Source organism: Jiangella alkaliphila (genome assembly GCF_900105925.1).
Classification (GTDB): domain Bacteria; phylum Actinomycetota; class Actinomycetes; order Jiangellales; family Jiangellaceae; genus Jiangella; species Jiangella alkaliphila.
Genome location: NZ_LT629791.1, coordinates 6375489 through 6392393, shown reverse-complemented (window position 1 = coordinate 6392393; position 16905 = coordinate 6375489). Strand labels below are relative to the sequence as shown.

The 16905-nt window shown below is 68.0% G+C and carries 16 protein-coding genes and 5 pseudogenes; 14 read left to right on the top strand and 7 right to left on the bottom strand.

Annotated features, from left to right (window positions below):
* Positions 1 to 691 precede the first annotated feature (691 nt).
* From BLV05_RS29520 to BLV05_RS29500, 5 genes are all read left to right on the top strand, one after another.
* A complete protein-coding gene (locus BLV05_RS29520; RefSeq protein WP_046773084.1) occupies positions 692 to 1216 on the top strand; it encodes a hypothetical protein in 525 nt (174 codons plus the stop codon).
* Positions 1217 to 1710: 494 nt separating this feature from the next.
* Complete coding sequence (locus tag BLV05_RS29515; RefSeq protein WP_046773085.1) at positions 1711 to 2955, top strand: MFS transporter; 1245 nt, start codon at positions 1711 to 1713, stop codon at positions 2953 to 2955.
* Between the two features lie 359 nt (positions 2956 to 3314).
* Positions 3315 to 4718, top strand: coding sequence for a GGDEF domain-containing protein (locus BLV05_RS29510; protein ID WP_152691160.1), 1404 nt, complete (start codon positions 3315 to 3317; stop codon positions 4716 to 4718).
* A gap of 254 nt (positions 4719 to 4972) precedes the next feature.
* Positions 4973 to 5263, top strand: a complete 291-nt coding sequence (locus BLV05_RS29505) for a transposase (protein WP_083421308.1) — start codon at positions 4973 to 4975, stop codon at positions 5261 to 5263.
* Positions 5264 to 5360: 97 nt separating this feature from the next.
* Positions 5361 to 6143, top strand: coding sequence for an IS3 family transposase (locus BLV05_RS29500; RefSeq protein WP_197683393.1), 783 nt, complete (start codon positions 5361 to 5363; stop codon positions 6141 to 6143).
* A 574-nt stretch (positions 6144 to 6717) separates the two neighbouring features.
* On the opposite strand, the gene BLV05_RS29495 is transcribed toward BLV05_RS29500, so the two are convergent.
* Both BLV05_RS29495 and BLV05_RS29485 read right to left on the bottom strand, forming a co-directional pair.
* Complete coding sequence (locus tag BLV05_RS29495; protein WP_152691165.1) at positions 6718 to 6933, bottom strand: hypothetical protein; 216 nt, start codon at positions 6931 to 6933, stop codon at positions 6718 to 6720.
* 713 nt (positions 6934 to 7646) lie between these two features.
* Positions 7647 to 8576 carry a VOC family protein gene (locus BLV05_RS29485; protein ID WP_083421430.1) on the bottom strand — a complete coding sequence of 310 codons (930 nt, stop codon included), beginning with the start codon at positions 8574 to 8576 and terminating at the stop codon, positions 7647 to 7649.
* A 134-nt stretch (positions 8577 to 8710) separates the two neighbouring features.
* Between BLV05_RS29485 and BLV05_RS38880 the strand changes: the two are divergent.
* Positions 8711 to 9148, top strand: a pseudogene (locus BLV05_RS38880) (peptidoglycan bridge formation glycyltransferase FemA/FemB family protein); the annotation flags it as partial.
* Positions 9149 to 9261: 113 nt separating this feature from the next.
* On the opposite strand, the gene BLV05_RS29475 reads toward BLV05_RS38880, so the two are convergent.
* The 3 genes from BLV05_RS29475 to BLV05_RS29465 form a co-directional block, all read right to left on the bottom strand.
* A complete protein-coding gene (locus BLV05_RS29475) occupies positions 9262 to 10512 on the bottom strand; it encodes an RNA polymerase sigma factor (RefSeq protein ID WP_046769708.1) in 1251 nt (416 codons plus the stop codon).
* A gap of 24 nt (positions 10513 to 10536) precedes the next feature.
* A complete protein-coding gene (locus BLV05_RS29470; protein ID WP_046769707.1) occupies positions 10537 to 10914 on the bottom strand; it encodes a YciI family protein in 378 nt (125 codons plus the stop codon).
* Positions 10915 to 11277: 363 nt separating this feature from the next.
* Positions 11278 to 11865, bottom strand: coding sequence for a dihydrofolate reductase family protein (locus tag BLV05_RS29465; protein ID WP_046769706.1), 588 nt, complete (start codon positions 11863 to 11865; stop codon positions 11278 to 11280).
* A gap of 615 nt (positions 11866 to 12480) precedes the next feature.
* On the opposite strand from BLV05_RS29465, the gene BLV05_RS29460 reads away from it, so the two are divergent.
* Complete coding sequence (locus tag BLV05_RS29460; RefSeq protein WP_046769705.1) at positions 12481 to 13170, top strand: response regulator transcription factor; 690 nt, start codon at positions 12481 to 12483, stop codon at positions 13168 to 13170.
* A 432-nt stretch (positions 13171 to 13602) separates the two neighbouring features.
* Here BLV05_RS29460 and BLV05_RS29455 read toward each other — a convergent pair whose 3' ends face one another.
* Positions 13603 to 13872: a tyrosine-type recombinase/integrase gene (locus BLV05_RS29455; protein WP_267884885.1), complete on the bottom strand. Its 270-nt coding sequence runs from the start codon at positions 13870 to 13872 to the stop codon at positions 13603 to 13605.
* Between the two features lie 605 nt (positions 13873 to 14477).
* Between BLV05_RS29455 and BLV05_RS36745 the strand changes: the two genes are divergently transcribed.
* Positions 14478 to 14726 (top strand): hypothetical protein, encoded by a 249-nt coding sequence (locus BLV05_RS36745; RefSeq protein WP_046769704.1) that lies wholly within the window; start codon positions 14478 to 14480, stop codon positions 14724 to 14726.
* Between the two features lie 11 nt (positions 14727 to 14737).
* Entirely contained in the window at positions 14738 to 15025 is a 288-nt protein-coding gene (locus tag BLV05_RS37925; RefSeq protein ID WP_046769703.1) for a hypothetical protein, read from the top strand.
* Positions 15026 to 15114: 89 nt separating this feature from the next.
* Here the strand turns inward: BLV05_RS37925 and BLV05_RS37920 are convergent.
* Positions 15115 to 15321, bottom strand: a pseudogene (locus BLV05_RS37920) (transposase); the annotation flags it as partial.
* A 186-nt stretch (positions 15322 to 15507) separates the two neighbouring features.
* Here BLV05_RS37920 and BLV05_RS38875 point away from each other — a divergent pair.
* From BLV05_RS38875 to BLV05_RS37305, 5 genes and pseudogenes are all read left to right on the top strand, one after another.
* Positions 15508 to 15662, top strand: a pseudogene (locus tag BLV05_RS38875) (LuxR C-terminal-related transcriptional regulator); the annotation flags it as partial.
* Between the two features lie 15 nt (positions 15663 to 15677).
* Positions 15678 to 15764 (top strand): annotated as a pseudogene (locus tag BLV05_RS38310) (dihydrofolate reductase family protein); the annotation flags it as partial.
* 38 nt (positions 15765 to 15802) lie between these two features.
* Complete coding sequence (locus BLV05_RS36215) at positions 15803 to 16045, top strand: hypothetical protein (RefSeq protein WP_052762619.1); 243 nt, start codon at positions 15803 to 15805, stop codon at positions 16043 to 16045.
* Positions 16035 to 16331 (top strand): hypothetical protein, encoded by a 297-nt coding sequence (locus tag BLV05_RS38870; RefSeq protein ID WP_052762618.1) that lies wholly within the window; start codon positions 16035 to 16037, stop codon positions 16329 to 16331. Before BLV05_RS36215 ends, BLV05_RS38870 begins: the two co-directional genes overlap by 11 nt.
* Before the next feature lie 150 nt (positions 16332 to 16481).
* Positions 16482 to 16898, top strand: a pseudogene (locus BLV05_RS37305) (class I SAM-dependent methyltransferase); the annotation flags it as partial.
* Positions 16899 to 16905 lie beyond the last annotated feature (7 nt).

Sequence of the window (16905 nt, the reverse complement as noted above, 5' to 3'; positions counted from 1 at the left end):
CGTCTCGCGAGCCGCACCAAGCGCCGCGTCGGGCGGCGACGTGACGCATGAGGGTTTCTCATGTCGGTGGACGCGGGGTGGGGCCGAGGCCCGATCGTCGGCGGCCATGGTGCGGGCTCGTGCGCCGAGGTTGCTGTGCCGATGGGCTTGCGGTCGGGCCGACGAACCGGTGGACGGGTGGGCCTGGATCTGCGCAGCCTCGAGGCGCAGGTCGAATGCACAGAGGCATCGCTTCGACACCACCGTGGCAGCCAGTGCGCCATTCCGTCTGGTGTCCACCACACGTGACGGTTCACGACTTGGTGTGGGCGAGCTCGTGTCCCGCGCCCGGTCCGCGCCCGGAACGGCCGCCAGGCCGCACGCCTGGCGCCAGGCCGAAGCGGGAGCGCGGGCCGCGAAGCGGCCCGCCTTGACGGAGTACAGAAAATTCTCACCACGCTTGTCGTCACACACCTGTCGTCACACACCTCAAAGCACACCCTCAAGGCACATGTCCTCCGTCGACAGATGCGCGCCACGACGTCCGCGAGGTGATCTGCGACAGGGCGACCGTGGATCGCGGCAGATCCGGTTGTCGCTCGGTTGGCCCCGCAGGGCCGACCCACACATAAGCGCCATCGTCTATTGCCTCGTTGGCGATTGAGCACTAGATTGACGACATCGCTTAACGCTTCTATGGGAGGGGAACCCGATGTCCCGAGTCACTGTGTACCGGTACCGCGACAACCAGTCGGCTGTGGCGGAGGGGTGGTTCTCCCCTGATCGCGCCGAGGCCATCGTCGAGGCCAACCCCATGACCGCCCAGCGCTACGCAGATCTGCAACGTCAGGGCGGATCCGCGCGAGGAGTCATTGAAACGCTTTACCGGACCGAGGGCGGCCAATGGGTGCACAAGGTGGCCTGGCAGACCGACGAGCGCGGACGATGGGTCGGTGAGCGCGACGCCTCGCCGCTCGCCCCCCCGCGGTATCGCTTCCTGATTGACGAGGAGGCGCTGGACTGGCTCAACAGCAACGGTCACAGCGATCGAGCCGAGCAGTTCTTCGGTGACCTGCCGGCCGAACAGGGACCTGGCCGTCCAGAGATCGGTGGTCGGGTACAGGTGCGGCTGGGCGACCTGTTACCCAGCGTCGACGTGTTCGCTGAGAAGCAGGGCTGCTCCCGGGCCGAAGCCGTGCGCCGCTTGGTCGCAACCGGACTCGGTCAGCACCAGTAATCCGTCGGAGGCAGACACGCCACCTGCTGGGCATGCTGGCGCTCGCCGAGAGGATGAGTGTCGGGGACGCTCGCCGAGCCCTCGCCTCATGTACGAGCCGTTCATGTGAAGGTGCCCACGGGCACGCTAGTTCCTATCTGTCACGAGATGAACCTAGCGCACTCTCATCTGTGGACCCGTGCGTTGCTCCTCACGTGGCCGGCAGGCTTCTGGCCTGGAGGTGTCGCTGGCAGGCCTGCTGCCCGATGCGGCGCCTCCGAGCGATGCACAGCCGGGTCAAGCTGATCTACTGGCCGGGCTGCGATCTGACAGAGCGAATGATCCGCAAGGCCTACGAGCGCGACCAACCCTGACCGAACTGCGGGCTGCCGGCTGGCGTCATCCAGCAGATGCTGGCGGCTCGTCGACGCGCGGGAGCACCGTAGGAGTGACCTGCCGCGACACCCACCCCCTCACTGCGCGCAATGTCTGTGGTCGGGCACACTCGTGCCACGATGTCCGACTCGCCGGCCTCTTTCGCCCAGGTGCTTGCCGTGCCGCAGTTTCGCCGGCTGTGGGTGGCACACGTGCTCTCAGTGGTCGGAGATCAGCTGGCCCGCGTGGCGTTAACGGTGCTGGTCTATGAGCGCACGAACTCTGCCGGACTCACCGCGTTGACGTACGCCCTGACCTATCTGCCCGACTTCGTCGGCGGCGCCGCGCTGGCCGGTCTGGCGGATCGGTTTCCGCGGCGTACCGTCATGGTGTCCACCGATCTGGCCCGGGCCGCGCTGGTGGCTGTCATGGCGGTCCCGGGAATGCCGCTGCTGGCGCAGGCGACGCTGCTGTTCGCGGTACAGGCCGCGGCGAGCCCGTTCGCCAGCGCCCGACAGTCGGTACTCGCGGACATGCTGCCCGGGGACCAGCTCACCGCAGGCCTCGCACTGGTGTCGATGACCTCGCAGGCGTCCTTCGCCATCGGGTTCGGCGCCGGCGCCGCTCTGGTGGCCGAGTTCGGCACGAGCGCGGCCCTGCTCGTCGATGTCGTCACGTTCGTGGTGTCGGCTGCGATCATCCGGCTGGGCATCCAGCTGTACAGGCCGGCGGCGGTGGCTGGGACGCGGGGTGCCGAGGCGGGGCCACCGGTTCCCGGGTACTGGGCGACGGTGCGTGCGGGGTGGGCTGTGGTCGCCGGCGACGCACGCCTGCGCACACTGTTGGCGGTCGCCTGCTGCAGCGGCTTCTACGCTGTTCCCGAGGGTTTGGCGGTGCCATTCGGTGACCAGCTCGGCGGCGGCACGGCCTCGGTGGGTTGGCTGCTGGCGGCCAACCCGGTCGGGACCGTGCTCGGCATGATCGCCCTGCGATTTCTCGGCCCGCAGCGGCGTCTCGCGCTGCTTGGGCCAATGGCCATCGGCAGCAGCCTGATCCTGCTGCCGACCGGATGGGCGCCAGGCCTCGCCGTGACGGTGGTGCTGTGGACGTTGAGCGGAGTGCTCTCAGCACACGACATCGTCGCCCAGTCCACCTACGTTCGCCTGGCGCCGGCGGAGAGCCGCGGGCAGGCGATCGGCGTCGCCGTCGCCGGGCTGCGGGCAGCACAAGGCCTGGCGATCGTCGCCGCAGGACTGCTGGCGCAATTCGCCAACGCAGCAGCAATCGTCGGCGCCGCCGCAGCGGCAGGCACCGTGGTGACCGCCGTGGCGGTCCACCGGTGGCGGCGTGCGGTCTCGGCCAGCCCGGAGCCACTCACGCCGTAGTTGCCGACTCAATCGGCAGGAACGCACCTCGGGTGCATCAGTCCCAGGAGTTGCCGCGCACCGTGCTCACCTCCCCCGGCATCGTCGTTGTGGACCAACATCGTCATTCACCCGTCAGTCCCAGCTGTTTCCGCGCACGCTGCTCACCTCCTCGGCATCGTCGTCCTGGATCACTATCGCGACTCATCCGTCAGTCCCAGCTGTTACCGCGCATGGCGAAGCCCTCCCCTCGACATCGAGACTGGGCAGGCGTCGGCTCGGTCCGTAGTGGACCTGGCGAGCAACTCGGTGTTCGCACCTTCGCCCCCAACCGTGGTAGCAAGCCGTAACCGGCCGACTGCGCCACCCTTGTCTATTTTGTGCCCTACGTGTTGGTTACACTGTGCCGCACGTCCTCACATTGGGTTGGCGGAGCCCCACCGGGCGGAGGAACCTTGCACCGATGGCGATCTTGGCTCCAGGGCTGGGCGCTGTGGCGCACGCCCCGGCCGAGCCGGATCCTCATTCTGGCCGTCAATGCAATGGCGGTCGCGGTCGGCTGCGTGACGGTAATCCTCGTCCCGGTCTCGATCGGGCAGGACGACCTGATCCGCTTCGGAGTGCTCGCCGGATGTGCCTGGGCGGCCACCGAGCTCACCCGGCACGTCGAGCAACGCCGCGCGGTCGCGCATGCGCCCGCTGTCGCCCACATCGATTCCGCCGCCGTGTGGGTCATGGCCACCACCATCGTGCTCCCGCCGGTACTGGCCCTGGCCATGGTGATTCTGACGAACGTGCTGCTCTGGGATCGCGTCAAGCGTCGACGGACTCCTCCGTACCGGGCCGTCTACACGACTGCGACCATCCTGCTCGGCACCAGCCTCGCCATCATGATCCTCTCCACCGGCCTGGGCACCTACCCTGGCCTGCCCGCCACGGCCGTGGAGTTCGGCGTCATCGCCCTGGCCGCCACCCTCGCCTGGGCCGTCAACTTCGGCCTCATCGTGGCCGCGATCGCCACCCACAACCCCACCACCTCTGCCCGTGACCTGTTCTCCGACCTCTCCGGCCAGATACTCGAAGCCGGCGCGGCCGCGCTCGGCGTGCTCGTCGCCATCACCATCATGACCACACCCGTGGCGATGCCGGCTGTCCTGGTCGTCATCGCGGCACTGCACCGCGCCAGCCTCGTCACCGGCCTGGAGAAGGCCGCTAGCATCGACGCGAAGACCGGCCTGGCCACCGCCGCCCGCTGGCACCACCACGCCGAGCAGCTGCTGGTCCGCGCACAAGACGCCGGTACCGGCATCGGCCTGCTCATGGTCGACCTCGACCACTTCAAGAAGATCAACGACACCCACGGCCACCTGTTCGGCGACCAGGTACTACGGGCCGTCGCCGACGAGCTGCGCGGCGAGGTGCGCGAACTCGACGCCTGCGGCCGGTGGGGCGGCGAAGAGTTCACTGTGGTCGTCGCCGACATCGACAGCGACCAGAGCCTGCAGCGCATCGCCGAACGGATCCGGCTCCGCATCCAGGCCATCATCCTGGACGCCCCATCCACCGAAACCGCGGACCCGGTGACCATCACGGCCTCCATCGGCGGCGTCCACCACATTCCGGACACCTCCACCACCGTCGATGACCTCGTCGCCGCCGCCGATGCGGCACTCTACGAGGCGAAGAGAGAACGAAACGTCAGCCGGGTGTACCCCACCACGCCGCCACCGCAGCAACAACCCACCGCTCAGGCGCGGGAACGAACCGACACACCACCGCAATGAAATGCAGGTTGCGGCCCGGCAGCCTTCCTCGACCCTCCCCATCCGACCAAGGTCCAACGTCTGGACGCACCTCGGTGCCAACGTGCACCGCCACCGCCACGCTCCACAACGACGACGGTGGCCACAATCCGAGGTCAGCTGGGACACCATCTCGATGGAGAACTGTCGCCAATCGAGGAGCCGCCCCGACCGGTCCGGTGGCGTGTGGTGAGGTTCCCCCCGAAGTGTGGAGGCATCGGCTATAAGGAGTGGCGATGCCTGAGACGAGACGAAAGTTCGATCCGGAGTTCCGTGAGGGAGCTGTTCGGATCGTTCGGGAGACGAACAAGCCGATCGCGCAGGTCGCTCGTGACCTGGGGATCGGGTCGGAGACGCTGCGTAACTGGGTGAAGAAGGACCGGGTCGAGCGCGGCGAGGCCGATGGCCTGACCAGCGACGATCGGGCCGAGCTGGCCCGGTTGCGCAGCGAGGTCGCGGAGTTGCGGATGGAGCGTGACGTGCTCAAGCGATCCGTGGTCCTGTGGGTGAAGGAGGCGACGCGGTGAGCCTGGCTGCGTTCATCGCCGACCAGAGGACCAGCCACCAGGTACCGCACGCGGTGACGTGCCGGGCGTTGGAGGTGTCGCAGTCGTGGTTCTACAAGTGGCACGACCGGCCACCCACACACCCAGGCAGCAGCGCCGCGACGAGCTCGACGCCGCCGTGAAGAAGGCGTTCACCGAGTCGCGTGAATTGCACGGATCGCCGCGTATTCACGCCGATCTGCGTGAGGCCGGCTGGACGGTGGGTGAGAAGACGGTCGCCGATTCGATGAAACGACAGAGCCTGGTCGCGCGGGCGAAGAAACGGCGGAAGAACACCACCCGCCCGGATAAGCGGGCGATCCCGTTCGCTGATCTGGTGAATCGTGACTTCACCGCCGAAGCACCGAACTGTCGGTGGGTCGGCGACATGACCGAGATACCCACCGACGAGGGCAAGTTGTATCTGTCCACGGCGATCGACCTGTTCTCCCGGCGGCTGCTCGGCTACGCCACCAGCCCGCACCCGGATGCCGTCCTGGCAGCTGACACCATCAAGATGGCCGTCGCTGCCCGTGGCGGGGTCGTGGCCGGGGTGGTCTTCCACACCGACCGCGGGTCCACCTACACCGCGCACGACTTCACCGAACTCTGCCGTGATCTGAAGATCACCCAGTCGATGGGAAGGGTCGGGTCGTGTTTCGACAACGCCGCCGCGGAATCGTTCTTCTCCACCCTGGAACACGAGGTATTGTCGCGGCACCACTTTACGACCCGCGACGAAGCGAAACGCGTCATTATCGACTGGGTCGTAGATTTCTATAATTGTCGTCGGCGTCACAGTTCGTGCGGCATGAAATCACCCATCGACTACGAGAACTCCGCTATGCTGGAAGCAGCGTAAAGGGAAACCCTCCACGATTTGGGGGAAGCTCATGGCTCATGAGCGATCCTGCGCGGCGCATGCACTCGATCCCAACGGCTCCCCGGGAGCCCCACATGATGGCCAGTACGGGTGCCCTTGACGGCCTGATCAGACACCTGGAACCATCGTTTGGCCCTCTCCGGAGTCCCACCTGGCGCCGATTGGGCATGTAGGCGGCCCCGTCCCAACCCCTGCGAGGCGAGGTCGTCCGTTGGCGTCGCGCAAGCTTGACGGCATCGGCCGCGCGGGCGCCACACCATCCCGACCTGAGCGATCACCTGCAGCTGACCGACCCGCGACGATCGTCAGAGCATCGGTCACCAGCGGCTCGTGGGTTGACTAGCGGGAACAGCCGTGGTGGGTGCGTCGGTGACCGGGGGCAGAGGTGGGACAACATGCGGGATCCGGAGCCTGTTGGCCAACGTCGCGCTGGACGTCCTCATCATCGCGCAGTCCGTGCTGGCGCTTAGCGGCAGGCCCGCGCACGCCGATCCGGCCAGGCGGATCAGGGTGATGGCGGACCCGCAGACGGACCACCCACCGAGACCGGAGGTTACGGCTCGGCGTCGGCGCGATTCTTCTCGTTGAGCCGTGCCTCCACTTGGTCGAGCTGATCCCAGCTCATCCCAGCAGCGTTGGCGAAGGTGCGACCGGTGATCACCTCGAACTCGACATCGTCCAGCCCGGCGAACCTCCAGCGCACGATGAGATCTTGTGCCCGCTTGTGTCCGATAGCCACAACCTCTCCTCGCTCTTGGTGATGATCCATCCTGCCTCCGCTGCGGAGCCGCCCGCCCACCGGGTCCGCCTCCGCCAGCCGGCCGCGATCCGAGCTCGCGGTTCGCATCCGGCGGGCCGACCGCGTCGCGGCCCGAACTGTCGATGACGGCACGACATCAGCTTGCCAGCCGCATGCGCCCGGCCGACCGGTGTAGCGTCAGCCCGGTCGGGGTGGCACTTCCCCGTTGCGCCGCCCCGGCGCTACCCGCGTCACCGCGCGCCGCGGCGCCCGAATGCAGGTGTAGACGGCGCACTGATCTCTGTGTTGTCCGGTGAGCGCTGTCTCGACCATCGCTTGAACGCGCTGCAACGCCCCGACGTCGACTCCAGGGACGCCTTCACCGGCCGTCACCCGAGGTGGCAGGCTGCTGCCATGGCCACTTCCGGTGACGGCGAGGCGCTGGACTTGCTCGTCGCCGGTCCGGGCCGACCGGGCTGGCGCTGGCCGCCACCTGGAGCGGTATGGCGCGCGGTTCCGGGTCGTCGACCGCGCACTCGACCAGGTGCACGAGTCGCGGGCTGGCCATTCAGCCGCGGACGCTGGAGGTCCTGGCGCCGCTCGGCGTGATCGATCAGTTCGTCGCGCAGGGGAACCGCCTACCTCTACGCGCACTGGCCGGCATCGACTTCGTCGGCGTCACCTCCCCGCAGACATTCTGGCCAGGCGATCCCGCGAGGTGACGGCCGGCCTGGACTGTTCGGTCAGGGGTAGGAGGATTCCTTGGTCTTCGGCAGGAACTTGCTGGCGCTGAATGTCGCGCCCTGCGGATCGCCGATGACGGTGACGCGGATGGTGTAGGTGTCGGTGGACCAGGGCGCGTCGAACGGCGGGACGATTACCCGTCCGCCGAGTTCGGCGGCCTTCGCGGCCGTGGCGTCGGCGTCGGCGGTCGCGAAGGTCACGCTCCAGTGTGGCGGCAGATCGGGCTGGTCGCCGGCGATCGGAATGATGCTCCCGACGACGTCTTCGAACCCCTCCGGGGCTCCTGCCTCCGCCATGTTCCGGCGCAACCCCGGATGGTGCTCGCGCTCGAGCCAGTCGCCGTATCCGGGCAGGGTCCACCCCTCGGCCCCGCCGCCGATACCGGCCGTCCGCCACCCGAAGACCGATCCGTAGAATGATCGCGCCCCTTCGACGTCACGGGTGTTGAGGTTGTTGAAGACCACTGCGCCTGGGTCGTTGACCAGCCGCGCGCCGTTGTGCTCCCGCGCCTCCCAGACGGAGAACGCCGCGCCCTCGGGATCGGTGAGGACGGCCGTCCGGCACGCGCTGCGCAGGTCGAAGGGCTCAGCCACGACGCCCCCGCCGGCACCGCGGACCTTGGCCGCGGCCTCGTCGGCGCTGTCGACCCAGAAGTAGGTGCTCCACATCGCCGTCGGCGGCGCTCCCTGGGGTATCGAACGGATGGCCGCGACGTCGCCGCTGCGCAGCTCGCCCGACGTGTCGAAGATCGACGAGCCTGGCGCCCTGCCCCGCGCGATGCAGTACCTGTCCTCCGACGTCGGCGGCAGCACGTCCTCGAAGTCCCATCCGAACAGCGCGCTGTAGAACTCGAGCGCCGCCTCAGGTTCGGGCTCACTCAGCTCCACCCAGCAGGGGACGCCGGGAATGTATCCGTCGCGCTGGGGCATCGGTGTACTCCCTTCGAGGCGTTGACCGCTCCGTGCACCCTATCCGCGCGGTCCGTCCTCGACAGCGGCGGCGAACTGAACGGAGCAGCGCGCGGGCGATGGCGGCGCACTGACGCTCGCCACCGGAGCGCTTCATGCCGCGGTGCCGCACGGCGGTCTGTACCGAGCATCTGGCGTTCGTACGCACCCAGCGGTCGGTCTGCTTCCTGCAGACTCCGGCCTGGAGCCGGGTCAAGACGGAGTGGCGCAGCGAGTCCCTCGGCTGGTACGACGGCCGGCAGCTGGTCGGCGCCGGGCTCGTCCTGCACCGCGCGGTGCCTCGGCTCGAGCGCTTCATGCTGGCCTGTCTGCCCCTGGGTCCGATCATCGACTGGGCCGGCCAGGTCGGCGCGTGGCTCGGCCCGCCGGTGCGGACGAACACCTGGAGCGCCGCCCAGGTCAAGGACCGCATCGCCGACGCCGGCAGCAAGCGGCTCGCCGACCTGCCCACCCGGCAGGCCGACCCGGTCGGCGCCGGCGTGACCAGCCGGCTCAGCGACGCCGGTTGGCTGCCGCAGAGCCCGGAGGACGGGCAGAACTGGTCACCGTCCGGCCCCAGCCGTCGACCCAGGCAGGAGCCCGAGACTCGCGGGCGTGCTCAAGCTTATTATCGACGGCGCTGCCCATCCACGAGGGGATGGATGGATCACATGGGGGTCTGGTCGATGGCCTGTCGCGTGGCAGGTCGGCCGGCTGTGATGTTCTCGTCGCGTCTACTGGCCAGGAACTCGAGCTCGGGTTCGGTTGGCGCCAGCTCCGCAGCGCGGGCGTACGCCTCGGCTGCCTCCGCGGTCCGTCCGAGGCGCTCCAGCATCGCCGCCCGAGACGCGTGCAGCAGGTGATAGCCGTCGAGGTCGTCCGCTACCCCGTCCAGCAAGACGAGCGCGGTCGCGGGCCCCTCGGTCTCGGCTACGGCAATGGCGCGGTTCAGCACCACGACCGGTGTCGGCATGATCGCCACCAACCGGTCGTAGAGCCGGACGATCGCTGGCCAGTCAGTGACGTCGAACGTGACGGCCGCACAGTGGACCCCGTGGATCGCGGCCTGGAGCTGGAACGGTCCCATCCGACCCCGTCGGATGCAGGCCAGCACCAGCCGGTGTCCGTCTGCGATGAGCGTTCGGTCCCACAGTGATCGGTCCTGGTCGTGCAGGAGAACGATGCCGCTGCCACTGCGCGCCGGGACCCGGGACTCGCACAGCAGCATCAGCGCGAGCAGACCGAGCGCCTCGGGCTCGTCCGGCATCAACGCCACGAGTACTCGCGTCAAACGGATCGCCTCGCGACGGAGGTCAGCGCGCGCTTCCCGGTCATCGGCCCCCGCGTTGTAGATCAGGTACAGGACCGACAGCACCGCGCGTAGCCTCGCGGGGAGTTCCGCATCACTGGGCACACGGTAAGGAATGTTCGCCGCCTTGATCTTGTACTTGGCACGCACCAGCCGTTTGGCCATGGTCGCCTCGCTCACCACGAACGCGCGAGCCACCTCACTAGGGGACAGCCCACCGATCAGACGCAGCGTGAGCGCCACCTGGTGCTCCACTCTGATCGCGGGGTGGCAACACGTGAAGATGAGCCGGAGCTGGTCATCACGTCTCAGACCGAGGTCCTCTCCTGGATGTGCAGCGAGCTCGCTCGCCGCTGCGGCGGCCAGCTGCCGGTACAGCTCCCGGCCGCGCTCGTTGCGTCGTACGACATCGGTCGCGCGGTTGCGGGCGATCGTCACGATCCATCCCGCCGGGTTGTCGGGGATGCCGTCCCTCGGCCACCTGTCCAAAGCGGCGACGAACGCGTCCTGGACCGCGTCTTCGGCAAGCGAGATGTCACCGAAGACGCGGACCAGTGTTGCCACCGCACGACCATGAGCCTCACGGAATGCGCGCTCGACCTCGTTCATCCATCAGGTCCGAACCGGGGGCTGCTACGCCGGTTGGACGCGACCGGTGGCCCGGAACGGTCGGACCTCGATTGCGTGGTTGGTCGCGTCCAGGACCTTGCCCGCCCACTCCAGGGCATGGTCCAGGCTGTCGGCGTTGATGATGTAGAAGCCGCCGATGTGCTCCTTGGCCTCAGTGAAGGGGCCGTCGGTCATGACCTTGTCCAGGCCGGTGCCGACGCTCACAACGGTAGCTGCGTCCGGCCCGTGCAGTGCGCCACCGAACACGAAGGCACCCGCAGCCTCCATCTCCTCCTCCAGCGCGACGACCCGAGCCATGAACGACCGCATCTCCTCCGGCGTCGCCGGGGCTCCTTCGACCCTGCCCTCCACCTCGTACACCGACAACAGGTACTGGTTCATCCGAACTCCCAACCACGTTGACGCAGGCGCGTCCCTCTCCGACCTACTGACGAACGGGGGTACGCCGATCAGGACACCCCAGACCGAAGATTGCCAGGAATCTCGCTCGCACGCGCCTCTGGCGGAGCGGCGCCAGGCCTCACTTCTGGCGGCACGCTGTCGCCGCATAGTCGATTCGGCGGCAGCCGCTCAAACCTGAGAGGTGTTCTCCTCGACCGGCGCGGACGCGGCATTCACCTCGATCACCGGCGGCGATGCGCGGCAGAAGGGGTCTGCGGGTGACGATCGCCGGGATACAGGTCGCACATGCCTGCAACGTCGGCTACACCCCGGTCATGTGGCCCGAACTCGTCGGCATTGGGCTCAGGCGGTGGCGGGGATGTTGTGGGCCGGGCGGTACTTCATGAGGACGACTCCCGAAGGGAAGGGCTTGGCCGAGAGCAGCTCCAGGCGGGCAGGAGACTGATCCTGGTCGAGCAGGGCCTTACCGTGGCCGAGGAGTACCGGATGCACAAGGAGCTGGAACTCGTCGATGAGTCGATGGCCGGCCAGGGCGCGGATCACCGCGAGGCTGCCGTAGATGACGATGTCACCGCCAGTTCCGCGTTTGAGCTCGGTGATCTCGTCGGGATCGATGCGCTCGAATCTGCGGGTGTTCTTCCAGGGCGCGGTATTCCCCGAGGCGGAGATCACAATCTTGTCCATGGCGTCGATGCGGCGGGCGTAGGCCCGCACCTCATCCGGTTCGGCGGGATCGTCGGCGGCCCGCGGCCAGTAGCCGGCGAAGTCGCCGTGGGTGATCCGGCCCAGCAGCAGGCTGTCGGAGCTCTCCACCAACTCCTGCTCGTACCTGAGCAGCTGGTCGTCGATCAGTAGCCAGTCCATCTCGTCCTGCGGACCGGCGACATAGCCGTCGAGGGTGGTCCACATGGATACGACGATCTTGCCCATGGTTCGTCCTCAGTCGTGGGTGCGTTTGCTCTTTGTGACCTGCCGGTCTGCGGCCCCAGTGGCACTCCAGGCGCCTTCGGGAACCAGGGGAGCGCCGGTGTCGGCTAGTGGTCGGTGCCCATGGCCGCGCGGACGGGTTGGGGGATCATGCTCGGGGACCGCTCATGGGGCGCGGTCTCGTTGGTGTGCCGGTGGCCTTGACCAGCTGATCCTCGGCGACCTGACGAACTTCCACCGGCGGATCAGCTTGCTGCGCGTTCTTCTCCCCGGCTTGGCGCCGAGCTTCGCCCGACTCACCTCTTTGCCCGTCAGGCCCTTCTCGCCCACGACGCCATCGTCACACCGACCGACCCAGAGCGGCGCACCGAGGGCCGACGCTGGCGACGGTGCCCGGCATGCCGCCCGAGTCGAGTGCTCGCGCGGGATTCGGGTTTGCCCTCGAGAGTTGTGGTGGCGGCCGGGCGTGGGTAAGAGCACTCTCATGATGTAGCAGGAATAGGTCGTGGCGGAAAGGGAAATTTCGCACCGGGCGTTGACCCGGCCGCGATTCGCCCATGTTCGCCAGCTTGAGAGCTCAAGCGGATTACTGAATCAGTAATAGTTGACGGGGAAGCGATGACCAGGATTCTGATCGTCGAGGATGAAGACCAGATCGCGGCGTTCATCGAGAAGGGGCTGCGGACGGCAGGCATCGCGTCGACCGTGGTCGCGGATGGCAGGACGGCGCTGGACTACGCCATGTCCGGTGAGTTCGATCTGATGATCCTTGACCTGGGGTTGCCCGTCATGGACGGCTTGGCCGTGCTGCGGGAGTTGCGGGCCACGCGGATCGATCTTCCGGTGATTGTGTTGACGGCCCGTGACGGCGTCGACGACACGGTCGCGAGCCTGGAGGGCGGCGCGGACGACTACATGCCCAAGCCGTTCCGTTTCGATGAGCTGCTCGCTCGGATCAGGCTCCGGCTTCCGGACACGCAAGAGTCCACGACCATGGTCCTCGCCGAGGGCGGCCTGGCGCTGGATCTGCACACCCGGCGGATGACGGTCGACGGGCGGACGATGCAGCTGCCAGGCCGCGAGTTCCTGCTGCTCGAGACGCTGCTGCGGCATCCCGGACAGGTGCTCAGCCGTGCGCAGATCCTCAGGCAGGTGTGGGGAATCGACTTCGACCCCGGATCCAACATCGTCGATGTCTACATCAGGTACCTGCGCCGCAAGCTGGGCGAGAAGCGCATCGAGTCGGTGCGTGGCGTGGGCTACCGGTTGGTCCTCCAGCCGGACGACGACCCGTCGGCGGGCCGTTAGGCACGTAAGGCCGGCGAGGCACCGACCGCCGCAGGCTGCGCAGTGGATCCGGCAGGATCAGATGACCCCGGGCGCTCAGGGGCCCGGCGACCACGGCTTCGAGGAATGCGGTTGGCGTGGCGAGCAGCCCCAGAACGGTGCCGTCGCCACCGGTGTCCGGAGTCTCCCCGGGTTGTCGATCCACGCGCCGTACGATCCTGAACGGGGTGCTCGTGGTGCGCTGTCCGAGCGGGTTGCCGGCCAGGATCGTGCGCAGCAGCTCCGCTGGTAACGCGTGCGGTGAGACCGCGCGAATGGTGCCGCCGAAGTCGTTCAGGTCGACCACAGCGACCCCGACGCCGAACTCCGCGGGTTCAGGGTTCGATCCCCTGGGGGCCCACCCCACAGCAGGTCAGCGGCTCGACCCAGCGCGACCAGCAGCAGAGGCCATGCTTACCCATGGTCTTCCACCACCGTCGTCTGTAGCGCGTCATCGAGCAGGCCCGCGGCTGTCGGGTTCAGAACGCGCCGCGCCATGTAGACATCTTGCGTCATCGACGGTCGCGAGTGCCCGAGCTGATCCGCCACCTGACGAGCGGACTGGCCAGCATCGTCGAGAACGGTCGCCGTCGTCTTGCGGAACGCGTGCGACGTGATCCACGCCAAAGCCCCGTCGCCGCGCACCTGACGGAGCACCTTCCGGACGTTCGACGGATCACGCAGTCCACCGCGAGTCCGCCTGTTTCGGAGCGAGCAAGCTGTCCGGACCCGATGGCATGCTGCACCACATGTCGATCCCGAGAACCGCCGCAGTCGTAGTCGACGCGGGCAAAGTACTCATCATCAAGCGCTACCTCCGGCACGATCACGCCGACGCCTGTGTGATGTGTGAGGCCAGCAACTCACCCGGCCCAGACTGCAGAGGTCACCACTACGCTGTCATCCCCGGCGGCCACGTCGAACCAGGCGAATCACCCGGCACAGGGGATCGAGGCCGACGAGCACTGGGAAGACCTCGGAATCGTGTGGCTCATAGACGAACCCGCCGGCCAGGTGGCAGTCCGGCGGTTCTGTTCGCGCTGCCAGCCGCAGGGTGCGGTCGCGGCTCTAGCGTGTCGCGTGTGCGGCGACGGCCCGATGCTGGCGGGCGCGTGGGCCGTAGCGGCCTTGGCCGGCCAGCTCCCGGACGCGCTCGACGATCTCCTGACCGCCAGAGGGTGGCGTCCAGCGCGCGACGGTGACGGCTGGGTGTGCTGTTGTTGAGGGGAATGCGGCGCGAAAGGACGGGATAATGCCTTGACCGAGCTGGCGAACGAAGGGACCAAGCGATGACTGCGAAGACCTACCGCGACCACGGTGCCGCCGGGCCGCAGGCTGATCAGGCGGTGTGGGACGACGCCACCGACCAAGCCCGGATCACCCAGACGTTGCACGCCCTCGACTGGCCGACCAAGGTCAAGGCCACACTGGCCGGATTCATCAAGGGGCCGGCGGACACCGTCCCCACCGCGACCGCGACCGCGACCGCGACCGAGGCCGACCCGTCCTCCCGCGTGCTCGCTCAGGCGATGGCATGAGCGGTGGTTCCATGAACGGCCCGGCCCCCGACCAGGCCTGGGCCGAGATGGCGAAACGCCTGGCCCGGGTCTGGGCGGTCGTCACCATCATCCTGTTCGTGACCGCGGCCGTCGTGACCTTCGCCTGGTGGGACGCGCAGGTCAACGACCTCGCCGGTGGCCCCCGTGGTTCCTTCAGCTCGGGTGCCATGTTTCCCTGGTACGTCGTTGTACCTACCGTGCTGGCCGGACTGTGGACCATGGGCAGAGCCGTCGCCTCGGGCCGGCTGTACGCGCGCTTCAAACGCCAGTCGGGCTGAGACCCTCGGCCGTCCCCGGCCCGTCGAGATGCGCTGAAGATCACGCCGTCAGCCTGTGGGCAACGCACGGCCCAGGCCGTGTCCTGTGAATCGCGGAGCCAGAGGACGATGGCTGCGAGGGTGACCTCGGCTCGGTAGTAGGCGGCTCGTTTGGCGTATCGGGTGGCCAGGGCACGGAACTGCTTGAGGCGGTTGAAGCTCCGCTCGACGACGTTACGGCACTTGTAGGCCTGCGGGTCGAACGCTGGCGGTCGTCCGCCGCGGCGGCCTTTGCGGAGCCGGTGGGCGGCGTGGTCCTTTCTCCGGTCGACGACGTCCATCGGGGCCGCTGGGACGAGGCCGGCGAACTCGCGGCGGAGGGCCTCGCGGTGATCGAGCAGCGAGCGGAACGGTTCTTCGGGTGGTACTTCCGCTATCACCAGGCCTTGCCGGCCGGCCTCGGCAGCGGTGACTTTCGAGATCGCCCGCGTCGCCGCCTCGGGCTTGGCCGCTTGACGAACAAGGAAGTCGCCGCTCGGCTGTTCCTGTCACCCCGTACGGTCAGCGGCCATCGCTACCGCATCTTCCCAAGCTCGGCATCACCACCCGCGCCGCACTCCGCGACGCGCTGGCCGCACTACCGGATCCACCGAACTGAAGGAACGACCGACGCATGGCGAAACTCATCTACTCGATGGTCACCTCGCTCGACGGCTACGCCGAGGCGGCCGTGGGCGACCTCGGCACCGGAGCCGACGACCCGGCGAGGAAGCTGCCCTCCGCGAGCTCGAAGAGGAGATGACACTCACCGCCGAGATCGATCGACTGCTCTGGACCAGCACGCACAACCGGCGCCCCGCCCACTACTTCCTCATGACCAATGTCGCCGGAACAGCCCAACTGTCCGGCGACGAGGCGGCAGCTCACAGCAAGAACAACAGCTTCGAACTGGTCTGGACAGCCCTTCCCGACCTTGACACCTTCGGCATCTACCCGGCCGACATCCAACCGAACCTGTCCCAACTCATCGGTGGCGAATAGCTCGGATTACCAGCTGTGCCTCGGCGCCCTGGTCACCGGGGGCATCGTCGACTACAGCACGGAGGGCCGCGGGTACGCGCTACCGGCTGAGCACGCGCTGTGCCTGACCGGCGGAGGATCGTCCGACCTGTCGCCGATGAGCCGCATGGTCACCCACCTCGGCACCCACGTGGACCAGTTGTCGGAGATCTTCCGGAACGAGGCGGGATCCCGTACGAGGAGTGCCGCCCGGACTTCACCTCGGTCATGGACGGCATGTCCCGCGGGCTGTTCGACGATCAGTTGATCACCGGCATCGTCGAGCCGGCCGGCCTGGCACCACGGCACCGGGCACAGCACAAACCCTGCTCGCCCGCGCCTACCCGCGGTCGACGTTCGTGCGCTACGACCTGGCCGCCGACGCCGTCAAGACGGGCCGCACCGAGCCGCGGACTGGTCGTTGCGCAACAGCTCCTTCGTCTGCCTCGATCTGGTCGAGCTCCCGGCCGAGCCGTTGCTCGATGCGGTGTTCGCGTTCGACGTGATCCACGACCAGGCCGATCCAGCGACGGTGTTGCGGCGGGCGCACGACTCGCTACGACCAGACGGCGTCTTCGTGATGATGGACGCCAAGGCGGCCAGCAACCTGGAGGACAACGTCGGCAACCCGTTCGCGCCCCTGCTGAACTCCATCAGCACGCTGCACTGCATGACGGTCTCGCTGGCCCAGGGCGGTGCCGGGCTGGGCACGGTCTGGGCGAGCAGACCGCGCGCCGCATGCTCGCAGACGCCGGATTCACCCGCCGTCGAGATCCGCGACGTTCCCGACGCCCCGCTCGACTCGGTCTACCCGGCCCATCGCGCAGCGGTCTGAGCCGCCG